General features: G+C 42.4%; 3 protein-coding genes. All 3 read right to left on the bottom strand.

The features are described from left to right. Window positions 1–13: 13 nt before the first annotated feature. The gene (locus tag JBW_RS00285; RefSeq protein WP_007960995.1) at window positions 14–10,324 is read right to left on the bottom strand and encodes an SDR family NAD(P)-dependent oxidoreductase; all 10,311 of its coding nucleotides are present in this window, start codon (window positions 10,322–10,324) and stop codon (window positions 14–16) included. Window positions 10,325–10,428: 104 nt separating this feature from the next. Continuing rightward, entirely contained in the window at window positions 10,429–19,611 is a 9,183-nt protein-coding gene (locus JBW_RS00280; RefSeq protein ID WP_007960997.1) for an SDR family NAD(P)-dependent oxidoreductase, read from the bottom strand. 3 nt (window positions 19,612–19,614) lie between these two features. Beyond that, complete coding sequence (locus JBW_RS24505) at window positions 19,615–24,270, bottom strand: type I polyketide synthase (RefSeq protein WP_052697321.1); 4,656 nt, start codon at window positions 24,268–24,270, stop codon at window positions 19,615–19,617.

The following is a 24,270-nucleotide window of genomic DNA, read 5'->3' as shown; positions in this document are numbered from 1 at the left end:
TGCTTTTCCTCCTTTATTTCCCAGACACGCTATATTCGCCCCATTTATTTCTGACGATCTTTGGTTCTTGTTGTTTTTGCTCTGTTAAGTTTTTCTCAACACTGCTTAACGCTTTTTTTATCATTGTTGGCGCTATTTTAGGGCGATATATGGGATGATAAGACATATTTTCCGGCACAAATTCCTCTATAACCACATGACAGTTTGTTCCGCCATCTGGCATCGAATTTTGCGCCGCAACTCTTTTTTTACCTTCCGCAACATCCCATTGTATCGTTTGTCGATTAAACTGTACCCGTGATTTATTAAAATTATAGTGTGGAAATGGTTCTGTTGCAGATAAGAAAGGAGGAATTTGTTTGTGGTACACACTTAACACACAGCGGATAAATCCAGCCATTCCTGACGCAAACAATAGATGTCCAACATTGGGCTTGATTGATCCTATAGCACATGCTGCCAGCTCTTGGTTATCAAGGCAATAGACCTCAGACAATGCTTTGATTTCAACAGAATCAACCACAGCTGTTCCGCCTCCATTGGCTTCAATATATCCGATATCGTCAGGCTGTTTTCCGCTTAATACTAACGCTTCCCGCATGACTTCCTTTTGCGCATTGATATTAGGTGATCCAGGCCCAAGCGTTCGCCCATCATTATTCACTGAAACAGCTTTGATGACACCATAAATATGATTTCCATCTTTAATCGCATCACTGAGCCGTTTTAGCATAACAACGCCGGCTCCTTCCCCTAATACTTCTCCCCTGGACCGTTTATCAAAGATATGAAATTCCCCATCTTTACTTAGAATATTTCGAGCAGCAAACATGTCATGAACAGAAGAATTCAATAGTAGGTTTACCGCCCCAACCAAAGCCATGTTAATTCTTTTTTCTCTTAGGGAATCAGCCGCAAATAACAAACTGGTTATTCCTGATGAACAAGCTGTATCGACTACTAAACTTGGTCCTTTAAAATTGAAAAATCTTGAAATGTTTGTTGCCATATAATTTTGACCAATTCCCAAAATAGGATTAGGCGCTTGTAAGACGGCATTCACATTCGTATTAGCATGGGAACGTCCACCGATATAGACCCCTATCTTTTCTCCTGATAACTGTTTATGTTCATAGCCTGCATCATAAATTGCTTGTAAACTTTCTTCTAAAAGGATGCGCGCTTGCGGATCCATAATGGCTGCATCAAGCTCCTTTATATTGAAAAATTTTGGATCAAACAAGTCTATATCATCAATCCATCCACCATAGTCCATGCGTTCATCTTTAGGGCTCCATCGTTTTTTCGGCACAGGTTCGATCGCAGATAATCCTTTATTTAGTAACTCCCAATAAGCCTCTTTGGTAGATGCCCCTGGAAATCGACAAGCGATACCTACTACCGCAATGTCTTCCTTTAAACTTAGTGTTTCATTAGTAATTGTTGATTGATTATCAGAAACGTTCCTGTTGTCATCCTTTGATTCTATACTTATTATTTGTAAAGGTTCTGCTTTCATAGAAATACTATTTTCTTTTGAAGAAACGTGTATTGTATTGCTTGTCTCGCTTCCAAACTGTTCTTGTAAATCTTCAAAATGATTATCCATAAAATAATCTGTCAGTAAAGCCAAAGTACTGTTTTCCAAGAGTAATGACGGATTAAGGGGTTCACTTATACTCATTTGCATCTTTTGTGCCAATTCGGCTAACATCATTGAATCAACACCATATTCATCAAAGGGGATGTCTTCATGTAATTGATCCATTGAAAATTTAAATTCATCCATAAAAATTTTCTGCAGCCACTTAAGAATAGATGCCCGTAAATTTGCTTGAACACCCTGCGTATTTTCCGTCTTTTGCTTCAACGTTGATGTTCTTCGTGACGGTAAGCCAGCTTCTTTTTTCTCTACTGTGATAGTTGGTTTTAGCAACTGATTGTGCATGAATTCACCTGGAACTACCACACAAGGTAAGTTAACAATTTGAGACGTAGATTCTATAATATCCAAAAATGTTAATCCATCCGCCGTTGTAATAGATACAAGACCTGTCTTCATATAAGCAGGTGTACGCAGCCCGCCCTTAGTCATACCCGTTTCACCCCACGCCGGCCATTGAATGGATTTAAAATAAGACTTTCCTTGCCCAATTTGATACTGGGCATAATAATCCATGTAATTATTCGCCATGGCATAATCACTTGCACCCGCAGATAATGTTGGTACAACACTTGAGATTGATGAGAACAATATGAAAAAAGCTAATGGTTCATTTTCAAGAGCTTTATGTAAGGTCACTAGCCCTTTCATTTTTGGCTCACAAACCGCTTCCATGTCTGCTATTGATTTTTTGATGAATGCAGGATTTTTATTTATGACTCCTGCGCAGTGAAAAACACCCGTAATAGGGCCTAAATCTTGATTGACTTTATGTACCATATTATTGATCCCATCTTGATCTGTTAAAGATGTATTAAAGTAATTAACCTTTACTCCCTGATCAATAAAGGATTGCATACGCCTTAGTTTTTCTTCAACCTCCGGTTTTTCTTTGTTTTTCAGATACTGATTCCATTCGTTCGGCTTGGGCAATTCTTCTCTTCCCATAATTACAAGGTTTTTAACCCCTTGTGAAACAACATGTTTTGCAATTACCGCGCCAATTCCACGCGTTCCGCCGGTAATTAAAACAACATCCTGTTGCTCATATTTTTTCGAAATAGGAAGTTTCTCTTGTATGTCGTCATTCGATTGAGAAATCGTCAACTGAGGTTCATTTCTTTTGCCTTTTCGATAACAACACTCGGAAAGATTTTCGTCACCTATATTCCAGAACTCAGTTTCAATTTGCTGTGCTAGCTGCTGATACTTGTGAATTAAATAATCGCTATCCATGGTCATACTTTGAATTTGCTTATATTCGGAACCTAACATCCGGTACAAGCCTGCTAAACGAGCACCTTGCATTTTTGTTTCTGCCAATTGGAAAGAATGTAATTGATGCGTGACTTGTAACAGTTTATAACCTTGACTTCTGTCTTGCGCAATCAATCTTTGCAAAAATGTTATTTTCCCAGATTCTACAGCTGCTGACTGTTCATACATTTCATCATAGGCTGTAATATCAATAACACCAATTAATTTTTGCTCACCTTGTTTGTCTTTCATTTGTTGATAAAGAGATTCACCTGCTGAAATAGAATAAAAATCTGTCGATATTCCTTCCAATATAGGATTGGAACCGTGAATCACTTGTATCACTTGTATCACTTGAATGTCTTCCGTATCTGCAAAGAGTGCAGAGGCAATTTTCATCGTGTTAACCGTTCCTAAAACAACAACTATTCCAGTTTGTATCTCAGCCTTTAGATGGATTGCTTTTTCCTGCCATCCTTTTTCAAGAATTACTTTTTCTGTATTTTGAGAAGGAATAAATTCAGCAACCGATTGACTTGTTATATGATCTGCATGCTTTGTATCGATTTCAGGCACCCAATAATGCGTCCTAGCAAAGGGATACGTTGGCAAGCTAATACGGCGTGGTTTTCTATCCCCATAGAACATGTCCCCATTAATTTCATAGCCTTGACAATAAAACTCTGCCAACGCATACAGAGTTTCTTGGTACTTTCTCTTGTTCTCTCGAAAGGATCGACTGTTTTCCAGCAACTCTTGAGCATACTGCTCTATCGCCTTTTGTCTTGTAAATTCCCGAGAAACCTTTCCGTGAAACAAGTTTGGCAGTCGTTCTTTACCATTTACTTGCTGCAGTGCATATATGGCGTCTTCACGCCCCTGGACTACAACCACACAACGATGGTTGAAATGTTGCCGCCCTTGCAGCAAGGTGTAACTAAGCTCAGCTAAACTTGCCTCTTGCGCATCTTTCTTTTGTAGTACATCAATCATATCTTGAATCTTTTCCTGCAACGCTTCCTTCGTCTTTGCTGAAAATGCAAGCAGGTAGTATGGCATTTGTTCCAAGCTGGCTGTGTTTTCTGCCTCAGAATAGCTTTGTACGATCATATGGACGTTCGTTCCACTCAACCCAAACGCGCTGATCGAGCCGCTTCGCTGTTTACCATTATCCTTAGACCAAATTTTATTTGTTTTATTAACATAAAAAGGACTTTCCTGCCAATTAATATAATCATTTTCTTGCTCACAATGCAGACTTGCCGGAATTGTTTCATATCGCAAAGCCTGTACCATACTGATTAAACTAACTAGTCCAGATGCTGCCATCGTATGTCCAAAATTTGTCTTTACAGAGGTTAACGCGCAATAGCTCTGTTTCTTTGTATAGCCTTTAAATACATCATATAATGCGTTAATCTCTATCGGATCACCTAATTTGGTCCCCGTTCCATGAGTAACTATGTATTCAATTTCTTCCGGGTTCACCTTGTTTCGATCGTAGACTGATTTTAATAATTTGCTTTGTGAAACCCCGCTTGGCACAGTGATCCCATTCGTCTTTCCATCATAATTAATGCCGCTTCCTTTGATCACTGCATAAATCGGATCCCCGTCAGCCTGCGCTTTTGATAATCTCTTGAGTACAACCACAGCAATTGCTTCTCCTGGAACCATTCCATTCGCTCTTTTATCAAAGGCATAGCATTTACCGTCCTCTGATAGCATTCCAGCTTGACTCATGGCAGTAAGGACCCCTGGAGTAAGCAGCAAATTTATACCAGCGGCAATTGCAGTATCACACTCTTGGTTGCGTAGGCTTTGGTATGCCTGATGAGCTGCAACTAAACCAGAAGAGCAGGCTGTATTAATTGCCATATTAGGCCCATCAAGATTTAGAAAATATGCTAATCGAGCCGCTAATACTCCATTGTGATTGGACGTAACGCTTCCCTTTTCATTGCTAAGCATATGGTAATCTCCATCTTCAACTCCTACAAACATCCCAATTGTGCTGTTTTTAATCCGCTCTTTACCATATCCAGCGTCTTCCAAAGCTCTCCACGACTCCTGCAGCAATAGACGTTGCCTTGGATCCATCATTTCTGCTTCCCGAGGGGGAATTCCAAAAAACAGGGGATCGAATTCCTTAACACCTGGAATCCAGCCACATTTCCATTTGTTTGACCCGAAGCCCATACCCCAAAATTTGTCTTCAGAATTTTCTTTTACTACATCCTGCCCTTCGAGAATAATCTTCCACATCTCATCTATATTCCGAGCATCAGGAAACCGTCCACTCATTCCAATAATCGCAATTGGTTCCAAACCACTTGGAGATGCACTGTTCCTATTAAATCTTGATTTTTTATTTCTATGTTGCTTAGGCTTTACGGCTATAGTCTCAACTTTTTGTGAGATCGATTGCTGTATAGTATCTTCTTCATAATAGTTCTGGATTAACTCTTGATGTTCGGTGATAAAATATTGAATTAATTTCTCAATTGTAAAATATCCAAAAAATATTGCAGGTGAAATTTCAATTCCATAATGGCTGGTTAATAATTTTGCAAATTGAGATAAACCAACGGAATCAAATCCGAAATCCACCAAATTTATCTCTCTATCTAACTTATCCCGGGAAATTTTAAGCAATTTACTGACATACTCTTTCAAATCCCACTCTAAGCATTGTTCCGCATCCAAGCCTATCATTTCTGCCCGTCTTCCTTTGACTGCAGGACTTGTCAAAGCTTGTGGCGATGAAGCAGATTGATTTTGAGCTAGTCCCAAAAAACGGTGCACACGGCTGCGTTGTCCAACTACAACTAAATGTTGGGTTTGGTGTTGAGCCAATATGTGCTCAAATATGGCAACACCTTCTTCAGCTTCCAAAAAACGTTGTCCGCTGGTTTTCAGGTACATCTTGATGTGCTCATTCTCATCGGCATCCATACCGAAATCCTTCCATAGCGGCCAATTAATGACAACGGTCTTACCATGACGCTGCTCTTCCTTCCGGTAATGAGCATAGGCCATTTGAAAGCGATTGCCAATAGCATAGTCGCAGGAGCCAAAATCTCCTAGAATTGCTGAAGATGAGGAAAAATAGCAGATGAAATCAAGTTCCTCTGCTGCAAGTACTTCATCAAGCACAAGGGTCCCCGTAATTTTAGGCGCAATCACCTGTTGAAAACCTTGGATATCTTTTTCAAAAATGCTTTGTTTACTTTCAATCCTGGCTGCATGAATGACTCCATGAATTTTCCCAAATCGTTCTTTGGCCCGGCTCAAGCCTTCTTTCATACCACTTGCATCACAAACATCAGCCTCTATGTACATGATCTGACTGCCTAAGTCTTCCAATATCTTTATCTTTGCTTGCTTATCCTCATTTTTGGGAGATCGACCAGTTAGAATCAGATTCACAGGATGTTTTTGGGCAAAATACTTAGCAAATAAGAACCCTATTTCACCGCAGCCTCCAACAATGAGGTAGGTCCCGCCAGCTCTCAATAGACTGCTATTCGCTTGCATTGCAGTTGCCTGGCTTCTGTGTACAGACCGTTTCCCCCCTTGATACAAAACACTTTGAATTTTGTCAGCCTGTAATTCTGTCCAGATTGTATTCAACCAATCTCTTATTGCCCGTTCCTTGTTCTCTGGATAAGCCTCCTTATATACTGCTGCCACTTGCATATTCGGCAGAACAAATTCCAAGGAAATCTCAAAGCCTATCCAGGATTCCAGGTAACAACGTTCTAACCTATTTGCAAATTGTCCCGCTAATAACAAACGCTTAGTGTTTAGCTTTGATCCCGCTATCGCCTGCAGAATATAGACAAGACTGGAGTAATCTTGGATACAGCTTGAATCTTCAATCGGCCATAGATATAACATGGCATCCACTTCACTATAATCTTCTCGAATATTGTCGAAAGCCTCTTTATAAGTACTTAGATCTGTGCGGGCAACACTATAATTTTGTTGGGATTGTTTTTCGAAAGCTGTACCTTGTGAGATATAGATAACCTTTGTTTCTTGATCCAGATTTTCGATTTCTTCCATAATTGTCTGCTGATTTTCCGGTTTTGAAATAAAACAAACCAAGGTTTTTATTTTAGTTGGAGTAGTAGTTAGTAAGGCCTGCTCTTGCCAAATCTCTTCAAAGCTCATCATCTCAAAAGCTTCTTGTGTATTTGGAACTGCCATACTTGGTGGGCTTGGCAACAATTCTTGAACAACGTTTTCAATTCCTTGCGTTCGTAGTCCCTTCATCCGTACACAAATATTTCCTTGCTCGTCACACAAGTCAATATCAAACTTCCGCTCCTTATCTCCCACTGCCATACCTTCACTACAGCGAATCAGAGCCCACATGGCAAAAGCGCAATTCTCAATGATTTCAAGTTCTTGCAGGGCTATGGGAAGCACTGGTTTGAAATCATCGGTACCTGGCATGAAACTAACCAAATTTTGCAATACCACATTCATTACATTGGGATGCAGGACAAATTGATTTTGATCAGCGACGACAGGTGATGCTAAGTACAGCTTCACCAACACTTGATCTGAGCCTATATACACCTTCTCAATCTCCGCTGTCCTAAATGTTTCATAGTTTTGACTGGAGGACGTAAGAGTGTTTTGGCTGCACTCAGCCTGTAATGCTTTGATATCCATAGTTGAAACTTTTTCAAGCGAACTTAGTACAGCAATCCCCTGACTATGTACAATAGGTTCTGCATCGGTATCTTCTGACTCGCTATAGATTTCATAGGCAATCTCACCATTTTCCTCTGGGTAGAGTCCGATGTGTATCTGTGCCGGCTGATGTCCAACGGCAACGGGGCACCCTAAAACTACATTTTTTAGCCGTATTTCAATTAAATCTTCTGCCAAAACTCCTGCACCCTGCTCCACTGCCGCCCTAGCCATTTCTAAAAAGATTGCTCCAGATAACACCCGCTGTCCCTTCACAACATCATCTGCCAAGAAAAACTCCTGACCAGTAAAAATCGAACTGAACCGCTGCTCAGAGAGGTCGGAGGTATTTTGGTGCAATAGCGGATGAAGTAAGGCTACATTAGATGAACTCGTTATTTTATTATTGGGTATTGTATTGCTCTCAGGCACCCAATAGCGTTCTTTGGCAAAGGGATAAGTGGGCAGGCTAATGCGGGAAGGCTTACTATTGCCATAGAGTTTATTCCAGTCAATAATTAAACCCTTGACCCAAATCTCCGCAATTTTTGCATATTTCCCTTTGATCATCCAAGCTTCCATCGTTTTTTTCATATCTTCGTCCGCTGTAAAAACAGACATGTTCTCGGCATCACGCTTGACCTGCCCCCGATACAGATCGTCAATATCATCTTGACCTTCCACAAAACCTTGTAATTTGTCCTCAAGTTCTTTAACAGAGCCCACAATCACCGCCAGACGTTCTTCCATAGCTTCCCGGCCTACTTGAAGAGTATAGGCCATATCGGCCAAGTTTTTATCTGAAAATTGTTGTTCACCAATCACAGCCAACAATTGCTGTGCCTGCTCTTTAAGTCCCTTTTTATTTTTGGCGGATAATGCAATAATTGCCGGATTCCTCGCAGTAATCATTGTAGAAAGCGGTTGATCCTTAGCAATGTATTCTTCAATAAATACATGTGCATTTGATCCTCCTGCACCAAAAGATGAAATACCAGCACGCCTTGGATATTCTCGAATTTCTCCATCGATTTCAATCACCGGTCGGTTCCATTCCGTAAGTTCCTGCTGAACAACAAAAGGCGTCCTGCCAAAATCAATGTTGGGGTTTAGCATCTCAGAATGCAGTGATGGCACCAATTGACGATATTTAAGCTGCAGTAATACTTTTGTTACCCCCGCAATACCTGATGCGCTTTCACAATGTCCAATATTAGATTTAGCTGAACCAATCGCACAAAACTGCTTGTCTTTTGTATATTCCTGAAAGGTTTTAGTCAAGCCCGCAGTTTCTATTGGGTCACCTAAGGAAGTCCCAGTGCCGTGGGCTTCAATATAACTGATTGTCCTTGGATTGATCCCTGCTTTCTTAAAAGCTCTTCCAATAACACTGGCTTGCGCATTGGGGTTGGGTACTGTATACCCATTGGTTTTCCCTCCATGATTGATTGCGGTTCCTTTAATAACGCCATATATATGATCTCCGTCATCAATCGCTTTCGACAGCGGTTTTAAGAGTATCGCCCCTACACCCTCTCCTGGTACATAGCCGTCGCCTCCCTGCCCAAAGCTTTCACAACGCCCTTTACTGGATACAAACTTGCCTTGTCCGAGTGCTAAATATTTGTTGGGATGGATTGAGAGATTAACACCACCTGCCATTGCAAACTCACATTCGCCTCGTTGTAAGCTCTGACAGGCCAAATGAATTGCGATCAGCGAAGAAGAACACATTGTATTTACAGTCATACTCGGTCCATGGAAATTACAAAAATAAGATACACGGTTGGCTATTGATGCTGAATTTCCAGCAAGAGCTATTGGTCTACCCTGAATTTGTTCCTGGGCGCCGTAAAGTTGGTACTCATCATACATAACTCCTACAAAAACTCCTACATTACCCTCTAAGCCAAACCCCTGATGCGTACCAATCGTTTCCCGTGTATATCCAGCGTCCTCTAATGTTTCATAGGCACATTCCAGAAACAACCGCTCCTGGGGATCTATAAACTCTGCTTCACGTGGTGAAATATTAAAGAAAAGGGGATCAAATTTATCAACACCGTCGAGGAATCCCCCCCATTTACTATAGGTCTTTCCTGGCTTATCCTTATCTTCATCAAAATACAGGCTATGATCCCAGCGATCTTGAGGAATCTCAGTGATGCAATCCTTACCAGCCCGTAGATTCTCCCAAAACTCTTGAATATTCTTGGCTTGAGGATAGCGTCCTGAAACACCTATGATGGCTATATCTGAGTCTTGTTCACTTTTTTCTTGCGGAGCTTTCATGCGCTGCGATGCAAAAAATGAACGTCTACGGCTGCTTACACTTGACTTTGCAGGCTCTACTTCTGTTATAGCATACTCATATTTCTCAGTGGTTTCTGTTGCTTTCTCCTCAACTCCCAATAGTTCTATCAGTTGGTCGCGATAAGATTCAAGAAAATATCCAGTAATCTCTTGAATATTTTGGTATTCAAAAAATAAGGTTTTTGGCAAAGAACCAAATATTGTTTCTAATTGATTGGTCATTTGCATGATCATGATCGAATCAATTCCATATTTCTCCATTGGCGCATCTACTTCGATTCGATTCGCTGGTAGTTTAATAACGGAAGAAAGTAGCTTTTTGAAATAAGTGATTGCTTTTTCATGGAGCATCTCTTGAGCAATTGCCGTCACTGCTTGATTAGCCATTATCATTCCCCTCTCCCCATTCTAGATTAAATTTTGAATTGCTCTTTCAATGGTTTACTATCCGATATTCTTTTAAGAATGATTTGATAAATTCCATAATCAAATCATTCTAACTCCATCAGATTTCTCAGTCGTTTGACGTCTCCTTCTGCTACCATTACCTGATCATTTCCGCATACTAAACTTTGATACAATACCTGAATTCCTGTTGACGTCTGCATGGCAATCATCCCCATGCTTTGCAAAATCTTTTCGGTTGCTTTGTCAACATGCATTCCCCCATCTTTCCACAGCGGCCAATTAATCGATAGTGTTTTCCCATATCGCTCCTCGGACATAACCATGACATTACGATACCTCGCATAGGCATCCATAAAAGCGTTGCCAGTGGCGTAGTCAGCTTGGCCTACATTACCTACGCTTCCTGCAATTGAGGAAAAGAGAATGAAGAAATCAAGACTCATCTCCTTACTTGCCTGATCCAAATTCACCAATCCGGCCACTTTAGGAGTCAGTACTTCTTCCATCTCTTTCTCGGTTTTTTTGAGGATTAAGTTGTCCCGAATTACTCCTGCACTATGGATAATACCATGAAGATTCCCAAATTTATCACGGATACTCTGGATTAAAGCCATTACCGCCTGCTTATCGGTTACATCAACTTTTTTATATTCAATTAAGGCACCTAAAGATTCCATTTCCTTTATTTTCGCCTGCTTACCTTCATCTAACGAAGACCGTCCAGTGAGAATCAGAATCGGCTCCTTGACTTTTTGTGCAATCTCTTTAGCAAATATGAGTCCCAAACCGCCAGCCCCGCCAGTAATTAAATAGATACCATTATCTTTCCAGGGTATGCCTACTTCTTCCTCGGAAACTACAACTTCCTTCCAGCTATTAACCCATCGTTTTCCGCCTTGATATCGAACATGCTTATCGACAAAACTTTGGCTGTTCTTTTCCAGTATTTCTATTATTTCTTCTTTTAAAAGTCCCTCTGCTTCTATTTCAATCATCTGCCCAATGATTTTAGGATTCTCTAATTGAGCAGTTTTCAATAATCCGGAAAGTCCAGTGAAAAGTTGCCCTTCCCCTTGATTGGGAACGACAATTTGAATGAGCACCGCACCCTTATGCGTATATGTAAGGATATTTTGGATTTCTTCAAAGACTTGAATGGCATAAGTTTGGAATCGCTCCTCAACGCTTTCCTGGTCAGATTGCAAGCTAAGACAACGCACTCCGCTCATATTGGTTTCAATACTTTCGCAATAAGCTCCGGATAATTCACATAACATCACTACATGCTGAGCGTTAGCATTAGCCACGGCTTCTGGATTAGTAGATTGTTCTTTCCAATGAGGCTGGAGCATCAAACCTCTAAACTTTGCTGAAGGCACTACTGAATCTGCTGCACTTTCCAGTACACGCGATGAAAATTCCTTCATTTGTACACAAACGTTCCCCTGCTCATCACATATATCAACATCAAACTTCTGCACCTTGTCTCCCGCTTTGCTGCCAGCACTGTAGCGCAGTAACGCCCACATATCGGAAGTGCAATTACCAATAATTTCAATTTCCTTGAGTGCAAAAGGTACCATCGACTTGAGAGAAGCTCTACTGCCCATATCTCCCGACGCCATCATGAAACCTATCGACGCCTGCAACGCGGCATCCATCAAGCTGGGATGCAGAACAAAATGTTTTTGTGTAGCGATAACAGCAGATGGCAAATGAAGCTTTGCCAGTACTTGCTCTGGACTCACATAGACCTTATCAATTCCCCGATGTCCAGAACCATACTCAAGCCCCAATGTCTTCAAAGCCTCATAACATTGACTTCCTGTAAGAATACTTTGGCTGCACTCAGCCTGTAATGCCTTGAGATCCAAGGCTGGCACTTCACTAACTGGCCTCAGTACTGCACTGCCTTGGCTATGTATTATGGGTTCTGCATCAGCTGCGCTGATCCCACTATAGATTTCATAGGCAATCTCGCCGTTATCATCAGGATAAAGGCCAATATGTACCCGCACCGACTCCTCTTTAGCGGCAATGGGTCGAACCCAAGCCACATTTTCCAGCCGAATTCCAAGTTTATCTTCCGTCAAAACTCCTGTTGCCTGCTCCACTGCTGTCCTAGCCATTTCTAAATAGGCCACTCCAGGTAATACTCGCTGCCCCTTCACAACATGATCTGCTAGGAAGAACTCTTGCCCAGTAAAAGTTGAACTAAATTTCAGCCCAAAAATATCTGAAGTATTCTTATGCAGTAATGGATGAATATTGTCTTTGCTTGTTATAGTATCGTCTATTCTTGTTTCCATCGCAGGCACCCAATAACGTTCCTTGGCAAAGGGATACGTGGGAAGACTGATACGATGAGGTTTGCTATCACCATAAAGTTTGTTCCAGTCAACAATCATACCTTTGACCCAAAAATCCAAAAGTTTTCCATATTTCCCTTTACTTATCCAAGCCTCCAGTGCCTTTTGCAAATCCTCATCTGCCGTAAATACAGCCAAGGTTTCTTTATTGCGCTTAACCTGCCCGCGATACAAGTCCTCGATGTCATCCTGCCCTGCCGCAAAGCTTTTCAGTTTTTCACCAAATTCTTTAATAGAACCCACAATCATAGCCAAACGTTCTTCCATATCTTCCCGACCTACCTGGAGGGTGTAAGCCATATCAATCAAACTCTCATCTGAGAATTGCTGCTTTTCAATCACTTCTAATAATCGCTGTACCTGCTCCTTAAGCTGTTCTTCATTTTTTGCCGACAAGACCATAATTGCCGGATTTTTCCTGGTAATGATTATCGGAGGTCTCTCCTGATTGCTGGGAATATATTCTTCAATAACAACATGGGCGTTGGATCCTCCCGCACCAAATGAGGAAATACCCGCAATCCGTGGATATTCCTTTGTTTCTCCATCAATAGTAACTATCTGCCGTTTCCATTCCGCCAATTCTTGCTGAACAACAAAGGGAGTATTGCTAAAATCAATGTTAGGATTTAGTGTCTCGGAATGTAGGGAAGGCGCTAATTGTCCATATTTAAGCTGCAGTAATACTTTCGTCACCCCTGCAATGCCTGCCGCACTCTCACAATGCCCAATATTCGACTTGGCAGAACCAATCGCACAGAATTGTTTGTCCTTTGTATATTGCTGAAAGGTCTTACTTAAACCCGTGATTTCAATCGGATCACCTAAAGAAGTACCAGTTCCATGGGCTTCCATATAGCTGACCGCCCTTGGATCTATCCCAGCTTCCTTTATTGCTTGTCCAATCACACTGGCCTGAGCATTGGGGTTAGGTACTGTAGACCCATTGGTTTTACCGCCATGATTGATTGCAGTTGCTTTGATGATGCCATATATATGATCCCCTTCAGCAATCGCTTGCAACAGCGGCTTTAATAATACTGTCCCTACACCTTCTCCTGGCACATAGCCATCGGCTCCCTGCCCAAAGCTTTCACACCGTCCCTTGCTGGATACAAATTTACCCTGACCGAGCATCAGATATTTATTAGGATGAATTGAGATATTGACACCGCCTGCAATCGCAAGCTTGCATCCACCCTGCTGCAGGCTTTGACATGCTAAATGAATGGCAGTCAGGGAAGAAGAACACATGGTATTTACCGTCATGCTTGGCCCATGGAAATTACAAAAATAGGATACCCGGTTTGCTATCGATGATGAATTCCCTGAAAGAACGATTGATCTGCCCTGAATTTGCTCCTGGGCACCGTAAAGCTGGTACTCTTCATACATTGCTCCCGCAAAAACTCCCACATTGCCTTCCAAACCAAAACCTTGAACCAAACCGAGGGCCTCTCGGGAATATCCAGCATCCTCTAAAGTTTCGTAGACACATTCCAAAAACAATCGTTCTTGGGGATCCATAATTTCTGCTTCACGTGGTGAGATATTGAAGAAAAGAGGATCAAATTGGTCTACATCATCCAGGAATCCTCCCCATTTGCTGTAGGTTTTTCCAGCCTTGTTTTTGTCTTCATCAAAGTATAGACTATGATCCCAGCGGTCTTTGGGAATTTCGGTGATAGAATCCCTGCCATCCCGCAAATTTTGCCAAAACTCCTGAATATTTTTCGCTTGAGGGTAGCGCCCAGCAACACCAATGATGGCAATGTCTAAGGCCCCTCTAGTTTTTTCTTTTGGAATTTCCATATGAAGGGGTGCAAAACGCGGACGTCTACGACTGCTAAAGTCAGCTTTTACTGGCTCGGTATCGGCCATGTTCTCTCCAGAGTTCTCCATAGTTGCTGCCGCCGTCTCCTGGATCCCCAGTAATTCTGTCAGTTGATCTCGATAGGATGCAAGAAAATATCCGGTTAATTCCTGGATATTTTGGTATTCAAAGAATAAAGTTTTAGATAGGGATCCAAAGTTCTTTTCTAATTGGTTAGTCATTTGCATAACCATAACCGAATCGATTCCGTATTGTTCCAGCAGGGCATCTGCTTCGATACGGTGGGTCGGTAGCTTAATAGCAGCAGATAGCAGCTTTTTAAAGTAATGTATTGCTTTTTCCTGGAGAAAATCTTGTTCAATGGTGATAACTGCTTTCTTTTCTTCTATGGTGGAAGATGTTCTTGTGACTTCTGTTGGGAACGATTGCCCCAAAAGTGCTGTCTGCAGTCGTTTTATATCTCCCTCCATCACCACCACCTGAGCTTTACCAGAAGCTATCCCTTGATATAAAGCCTCGATACCAGTTGTGGTCCGCATAGCGTTTAATCCCGAATTCTGCATCATCATTTTTTCCGCTTCTTCAGTAATATGCATCCCACCATCTTTCCACAATGGCCAATTGATTGATAGCGTTTGACCCTGCCGTTGTTTTGACCCTACCAACTTGTTGCGATATTTAGCATATCCATCCATAAAGGCGTTAGCTGTGGAGTAATCAGCTTGAGCAGCGTTACCAAAAGTCCCCGCTATCGAGGAAAAAAGAATAAAGAATTCAAGGCTCAGTTCTTTACTTGCTTCATCTAAATTAACCAGTCCATTGACCTTGGGGGCCAGGACTTCTTGCAGTTCTTCCTTGTTTTTCTTGATGATGAAGTTATCGCGGATGATACCTGCACTATGGATGATACCGCCTAAACTGCCAAACTCATCTTGGATGCTTTGTATTAAATCTATAACTGCCTGCTTATCGGTGACATCGACTTGCTTATATGTAATCAAGGCTCCTAAAGCTTCTAATTCCTTGATTTTACCTTGCTTCCCATCATCCAGCGGAGTTCGACCCGTAAACACCAGAGTGACTCCCTTGGCTTTATGGGCAATTTCTTTGGCAAAAATGAGTCCCAGCCCACCAGCACCACCAGTAATTAAATAGACCCCCTGGTCTTTCCAGGGGATCTTTATTCCTTCTTGAGAAGTTTCCACTCTGCTCCAGCCTGCAACGAAGCGTTTGTCTTCTTGATACCGAACGTGGTTATCCATGGGGCTTAGACTATTTTCCTTCAGTATTTCTATGATTCTTGCCGAATCTGCAAGCTGGTCTACTTCAATTAACTGTCCTAAGAGTTTTGGATTCTCTAATTGAGCTGTTTTCAAAAGGCCGGAGATGCCAGCGAATATCTCTTCTTCCCCTTGGATGGGCACGCCAATCTGAATGAGCACCTTGCCCTTGGGTTTATCTTTAAGGATGCTTTTAATTTCCTCGAATGCCTGAACGACATAGGCCTGAAACCTTTCCTCGATGCTTTCGTGTTCACATTGCAAGGTAAGACAACGTACCCCGTCCATTCCAGTTTCTATGCTTTGGGGTGATACTTCATCTAGTTCACAAAGCATCACTAGATGGTGTTCATAAACGACAGGTACTGTGACTTCAGAGCCAATAGCTTTTTCCTTCCAGCTAGGCTCAAGCATCAGCGCCTCAATCGTTGCTGCCAATTCTATCGGAGTCACCTCTCCCTCCAACATTCGCGCTGTAAATTCCTTCATCCGTATACAGACATTGCCTTGATCGTCGCATAAATCGATATCAAGTTTCTGCACTTTATCTCCTGCTATGTTGCCATAACTAGAGCGAACCGAAACCCACATACTCAAAGTACATTTTTTATAAATTTCCAATTTTTGCAGAGCAAATGGGAGAAATGGTTTGATAAGCAAAGTCTCAGACTCCATTATGAAGCCGATAGACGCTTGCAGCGCTGCGTCCATCAAACTAGGATGCAGAGCAAATTGATCTTGAGTCTGCAAGACCGTCGAAGGCAAGGACAACTTCGCCAATATCTGATCTGATCCCACATAGACCTTCTCAATCCCCTGATGTGCCGGACCATATTCAATCCCCATGGCCTTAAATACCTCATAACATTGGCTGGATGTAAAAATCTGTTGACTGCACTGAGCCTGCAATGCCTTAATATCCAGTGATGGAGCTTCTGCAACGGGGCTCAGCATGGCCTTTCCCTGGCTGTATACGATAGGTTCTACATCTGCCATCTCTGTCTCGCTATAGATTTCATAGAAAATCTCCCCGTTATCCTCAGGGTAAAGACCGATGTGTACCTGGACCGGCTGCCCCCCCATAGTAATAGGTCTGATCCAAACCACGTTTTCCAATTGTATGCCAGTTTTATCTCCTGCCAACCTTCCTGTTGCCTGTTCCACTGCAGCCCGGGCCATTTCAAGATATGCTACCCCAGGCAAAACTCGCTGCCCCTTTACGATATGATCCTCCAAGAAAAATTCCTGACCCGTAAAGATTGAACTGAACCGTTGTTCTGAAAGATCGGAAGTATTTTGATGTAATAGCGGATGAATTAAGTTTACAATTTCTTGGTTTGCTATTTTACTACTGACTCTTGTTTCTATCTCAGGTACCCAATAGCGTTCCTTGGCAAAAGGATAGGTGGGTAGACTTATACGACGAGGTTTGATATCACCGTAAAATTTGCTCCAGTCAATGATCAAACCTTTAACCCAAAGATCCAATATTTTAGGATATTTCCCTTTATCCATCCAAGTTTCAATCATTTTTGCCATATCTTCATCCGCTGTAAAAACAGCCAACGTCTCTTTATTACGCTTAACCTGCCCGCGATATAAATCCTCAATACTGTTTTGTCCTGCCACAAAACTCTTTAGTTTTTCCTCAAGTTCTTTACTTGATCCCACTATTAAGCCTACTCTTTGCTCCATGGCTTCGCGCCCGACTTGAAGTGTATAGGCCATATCGGCTAAGCTTATTTCAGAGAATGCCTGTTCCTCAATTGCAGCCAACAATTGCTGAGCCTGCTCACATAGTTGTTCTTCATTCTTTGCTGACAGAACAATGACTGCAGGTTTCTGAGTAGTAATCGTAATAGAAGGTCGTTGCTGGTTCTTTGAAATATATTCTTCGATCACCACATGAGCATTTGCCCCTCCAGCACCAAAAGATGAAATCCCGGCAATCCGTGGATATTCTCTGCTTTCTCCATTCATTTCAATTACTGGTCGTTTCCATTCCACCAGTTCCTGCTGAACGACAAAGGGCGTATTATCAAAATCAATATTAGGATTCAGAGTCTCAGAATGCAGGGAAGGCACTAATTGTCTATGTTTAAGCTGCAGTAATATTTTCGTCACTCCGGCAATGCCTGCCGCGCTCTCACAATGCCCGATATTCGACTTGGCCGAACCAATCGCACAAAATTGTTTATCTTTCGTATATTCCTGGAAGGTTTTCTTCAAACCCGCGATCTCTATCGGATCCCCTAAAGAAGTCCCTGTGCCGTGCGCTTCTATATAACTGATTGCCCTCGGATTGACCCCTGATTCCTTTATTGCTTGTCCAATAACGCTGGCTTGCGCATTAGGATTGGGAACTGTATATCCGTTGGTTTTCCCTCCATGGTTGATTGCGGTTCCTTTTATAATGCCATATATTTGATCCCCGTCGGCAATGGCTTTTGATAGAGGCTTTAAGAGTACTGCCCCTACGCCTTCTCCCGGCACATAGCCATCGCCTCCCTGGCCAAAGCTTTCACAACGCCCCTTGCTGGATACAAACTTCCCCTGGCCGAGCATCAGATATTTGTTAGGATGAATTGAGACGTTAACACCGCCTGCGACCGCAAGCTCGCATCCACCACGCTGCAAGCTTTGGCAGGCCAAATGAATGGCCGTCAGTGAGGAAGAACACATGGTGTCTACAGCCATACTTGGTCCATGGAAATTACAAAAATAGGATACCCGGTTAGCTATTGATGATGGATTCCCGGAAAGCGTAATCGGCCTTCCCTGAATCTGTTCCTGGGCACCGTAAAGCTGGTACTCTTCGTACATTACTCCTACAAATACTCCTACATTGCCTTCCAAACCAAAACCTTGCTGCATACTGAGAGCTTCCCGGGTATATCCAGCATCCTCTAAAGTCTCATATACGCACTGTAAGAATAAGCGTTCCTGGGGATCCATCATTTCTGCATCCCGCGGTGAAATATTGAAAAAAAGAGGATCAAATTGATCCACATTATCCAGGAAACCGCCCCACTTGCCATATGTCTTTCCTGGCTTGTTTTTGTCCTCATCAAAATACAGACTGTGATCCCAGCGTTCTTTGGGTATTTCGGTGATGGAATCCTTGCCGTTTCGCAGGTTATTCCAAAACTCCCTAATATTTTTCGCTTGCGGGTAGCGTCCGGCCACACCGATAATGGCGATATCTAAGGCCCCTAATTTTTCTTGTGGAATCTCATTATGCAGTGATGCAAAACGAGAACGTCTGCGCTTACTACTGACCGGTTGCTTTACAGCTCCGGTTATAGCATCATACTCTTTAGTACTCTCGGTAGTTGCTACTATCTCTTCGATACCCAGCAGCCCTATTAACTGCTCACGGTAGGCTTCAAGGAAATATCCGGTTAGACTTTGGATGTTTTGGTATTCAAAAAATAACGTTTTCGGCAACGATCCAAATGTCTTTTCTAATTGGTTAGTCATTTGCATAACCATAACCGAGTCGATGCCATAGTTATCCATGGGTGCATCCGCTTCAATTTGCTGCGCCGGCAGCTTGATTTCTGAGGAGAGTAGTTTTTTAAAATAATTTATTGCTTTTTCTTGAAGCAAATCCGGAGTAATTGCTATCACTATTTTCTTTTCTTCTATGCTAAAAGATGATTTTGAGGGAGCTGTTTGGAGTTTACGCTGAACTTTAAGCTTTTTAATTTGTTCAATGGCATTTTGTCGACTTATTTTTTGTTCTTTTATCTGTTTATATAATAATTTAAATTGATTATCCATTTTTCATCTCCCTCTTCTCGTCAAAGCTAAACTTTCAAATTGCTCTTCAGATAATTCACCTTTTGTTATTTGTTCAAAAAGGCTTTGAAAAAACTCATTATCAACTTCGTCAAATTCTATCAAATCCAACCCCAAGAAACTCCTCAGTTTCATAACATCTCCCTCAATGACCATTACCTGATCCTTACAGGCGACTAGCCCTTGATACAAAGCCTGAATGCCTATTGGTGTCTCCATCGCAATCATACCCATGCCCTGCATCGCCTTTTCCGCTTCTTTATCAACATGCATTCCGCCATCTTTCCACAGCGGCCAATTGATTGACAGCGTTTGACCATACCGTTGCTTAGACACAACCATGTCATTGCGATATCTTGCGTAGCCATCCATAAAAGCATTCGCAGTGGAATAATCGGCTTGGCCTACATTGCCTAAGCTTCCTGCCATTGAGGAAAAAAGCAGGAAGAAATCAAGATTCATTTCCTTGCTTGCGTGATCCAAATTCACCAATCCAGTGACTTTGGGAGTCAACACCTCTTGCATTTCCTCCTTGGTTTTCTGGATCATAAATTTGTCGCGAATGACTCCTGCACTATGGATGATGCCGCTTAAGCTCCCAAATTTCTCTTGGATGCTCTGGATTAAATCCCCTACCGCCTGCTTGTCGGCCACATCCACTTTCCTGTATTCAACGAAGGCACCTAACGTCTCTATTGCCTTTATTTTCTCTTGCTTACCTTCATCCAGCACAGACCGTCCTGTGAGAATCAAAGTCGCATTCTTGACGGTATGCGCAATCTCTTGGGCAAATATAAGTCCCAAGCCGCCAGCCCCGCCAGTAATTAAATATACACCATTATCTTTCCAAGGTAAGCTTATCTCCTCGGTAACTGCAACTTCCCTCCAGCCGTTAACCCATCGTGTCCCCCCTTGATAGCGAACATGGTTGTCAATGGAGCTTTGGCTGTTTTCTTTCAATATCTCTATGATTTCTTGTGAAAGCCCCTCCACCTCTACTTCAATCATCTGTCCAATGATTTTCGGATTCTCCAATTGTGCCGTTTTCAATAATCCCAAAAGGCCGGAGAAAAGTTGTCGCTCCTCTTGCGTGGGAACAACAACTTGAATAAGTACCTTGCCCTTTTGTTTATTTTTAAGGATAGTTTGGATCTCCTCAAAGACCTGGACGGCATAAGCTTGAAACCGTTCCTCAATGCTTTCCTTCTCAATTTGTAAGGTAACACAGCGTATTGTGTCCATGCAGGTTTCAACGCTTTCACGATACGCTTCACTTAGCTCACAAAGCATCACCACATGCTGAACATAGGCAGAATCCATGGTTTCTAAGATACTGGCTTGTTCTTTCCAATAAGGCTCAAGCAGCAGCATCTCATTATTTCCTATTTTCCCTACCGAGCCTACTTCTCTTTCCAATACTCGCAATGAAAATCCCTTTATCCGTACACAAACATTCCCTTGCTCATCGCATAAATCAATATCGAACTTCTGTACCTTATCTCCTGCCCTACTGCCGGCACTATAGCGCAGTAAAGCCCACATAACGGAAGGACAATTACTCAGGATTTCAAGTTCTTGCAGTGCAAAAGGCAACACTGGCTTAAGAGAAGCTTCGCTGCCCGTAACTCCAGTAACCAGCATAAACCCTATTGTTGCCTGTAAAGCCGCATCCATTAAACTGGGATGCAAAGTAAATTGGTTGTGAGTATTCGAAACAGAAGCAGGTAACCGCAATTTCGCGAGCACTTGCTCTTGTCCCGTATATACTACCTCAATTCCCTGATGACTTGAGCCATACGCAAGCCCCATTGTCCTAAATGCCTCGTAGCATTGACTGGACGTAAATGTGCTTTGGCCGCACTCAGCCTGTAAAGATTTAAGATCTACTCTTGGAGTTTCTGTAACCGAACGCAGCACTACACTGCCCTGACTGTGTATGATTGGTTCTCTATCAACCGTTTCAGAATCACTATAGATTTCATAGGCAATCTCGCCATTTTCCTCTGGATAGAGCCCGATGTGTACTTGCACCGGCTGACCTAGGGCGGCAACAGGCCGTACCCAAACCACGTTTTTTAGTCGTATTCCAATCTTATCTTCTGCCAAAACTCCCGCGGCCTGCTCCACTGCTGCCCTAGCCATTTCAAGATAGGCTACTCCAGGCAGCACTCGCTGCCCCTTGACAACATGATCTGCCAGGAAAAACTCCTGACCCGTAAAGGTTGAGCTAAACCGCTGTTCCGAAAAATCGGAGGTATTCTGGTGCAATAGAGGATGAAGTAAGCCGGCAGTGACTGGACTTATTATATTACTGCTGGCCGCTATGCCGGCCTCAGGTACCCAATAGCGTTCTTTAGCAAAGGGATAGGTAGGCAGACTGATGCGGCGGGGTTTGCTGTCGTTATAGAGTTTCTGCCAATCATATATCATTCCCTTGACCCAAAGGTCTAACAGTTTCCCATATTTTCGATGCGCAATCCACTTTTTAAGTATTTCCTGCATTTCATCATCGGCTGCAAAGATAGCCATTGTATCTTTATTACGCTTGACTTGCCCGCGATAGAGATCTTCAATACCATCCTGGTCTGCCAAGAAGCCCTTTAGTTTTTCCTCAAGCTCTTTGCTGGAACCTACCAGCACAGCTACGCGTTCCTCCATGGCTTCCCGTCCTACTTGCAGGGTATAGGCCATATTGGCAAGGTTTTCATCTGAGATTTGCTGCTGCTGGATAGCAGCTACCATTTGCTGTACTTGTTCTTTGAGCCGTTGTTCGTTCTTGGCTGACAGCACAATGATTGCTGGATTCTGCTTGGTAATCCTAATCGAAGATGGCTGTTCATCCTTGTCCATGTATTCTTCAATCACTACATGGGCATTTGAGCCTCCAGCACCAAAAGATGAAATACCAGCTATCCTTGGATATTCTCGGATCTCTCCATTGATTTCAATCTTCGGTCGTTTCCACTCCGCAAGTTCTTGCTGAACGACAAAGGGCGTGTTTTTAAAATTAATATTCGGATTTAATTTCTTGGTATGCAAGCTTGGAACAAGCTTTTGATGCTGCATTTGCAGTACAATTTTAGTAACTCCGGCAATGCCTGCTGCTGCTTCCAGATGACCTATATTTGCTTTTACTGATCCAATAGCACAATATCCTGTATCTTGGGTATCCTTGCGAAATGCTTGGGTAAGTCCCGTAATTTCAATTGGATCCCCAAGTTCTGTTCCCGTACCATGGGCTTCAATATAACTGATTGTCCGAGCATTTACCCCTGCTTTATCCATCGCCTTGCGAATAACGTCTCCTTGAGCTGTTGGATTAGGAACCGTATATCCATTGGTTTTACCATCGTGATTAATACTCGTTCCCCGGATGACAGCATAAATATGATCTTCATCTATAATGGCCTGGGACAAGCGTTTTAGCAAAATAGTACCGACTCCCTCGCCAGGTACAAATCCGTTGCCGCCTTGTCCAAAGCTCTTGCATTGTCCATCTGCAGAAAGCATTTGCTGTGCACAAAGCCCGTTATAGCTTGAAGGATGAACATACAGATTCACTCCGCCTGCAATCGCCATTTCGCATTCTTTACGATGAAGATACTCACAGGCTTCATGGATCGCTGTTAACGAGGAAGAACACATCGTATCAACCGCCATGCTGGGACCTTGTAAATTCAGTAGATAGGAAACTCGATTAGCTACTGAGCTAAAGGAAGTGTGTGGAAAATCTTTTTTGCCCTGCTTCCATAAGTCAGGACCATATAAATCAAAGCCTGTTTTGGTAATTCCCGCAAAAACACCAATCCGGCCATTATACTTAACTTTAAGCTCATCTTTTGTGTATCCTGCATCCTCAAATACCTCCCAACAGGATTCAATAAACAATCGCTCCTGTGGATCCATATTGAGAGTTTCCCGAGGTGAAATATTAAAAAAGAGCGGATCAAAATCCGCAAAGCCTTCTACAAACCCACCCCATTTGCTATAACTTTTTCCTCGTGCTATAGCCTCTTGTTGATCCGAATAATAAAATTCCTCCAGCGACCAACGTTCTTTAGGGATTTCTATAATACAATCCACGCCTGATTGCAAATTACCCCAGTACTCTTTTAACTTTTTTGCCTGTGGATAACATCCGCTCATACCAATAATGGCAATTGAATCTCGTGATCCATCACTGGATGAGGCAACAGCAGTTAAACTACGTACCAGATGCTTTCGCTCTTTAAATGAGGGAAGTACTGGAAATTCGCTATGGAACGGCACAACATCTGGTTTTTTTTCTGGGGTCGATGGAACCGGCTCTATAAGTCCGGTCCACTTCATACACTCTTGTGGATAGTCTGATATAAAATATTCTACTAAGACCCCTAAAGTCTGATACTCATAAAGTAGTGTTTTTGATACTTCACCAAAAATACTAGCAAATTTCTCATTCAGTTGCGTAATCATGATTGAATCAATCCCATAACTTTCCAGTGGCTCGTCACTGACAATCTTGCTAATACTCAGCTTGGTGAACTCTGCCAATAGTACTTTTAGTTGGTACAGCGTCTTTTCTCGAAGTAACCCAATATCCACCTTTTGCTCTAGACTACTACTTGCTGCTACTGATCCTAATTCGCCAAACATGCTCAT

Origin of the sequence: Pelosinus fermentans JBW45 (assembly GCF_000271665.2) — a bacterium.
Taxonomy (GTDB): domain Bacteria; phylum Bacillota; class Negativicutes; order DSM-13327; family DSM-13327; genus Pelosinus; species Pelosinus baikalensis.
Note: the sequence above shows the minus strand (reverse complement) of the source record. Positions and strands in the feature narration are given on the sequence as shown.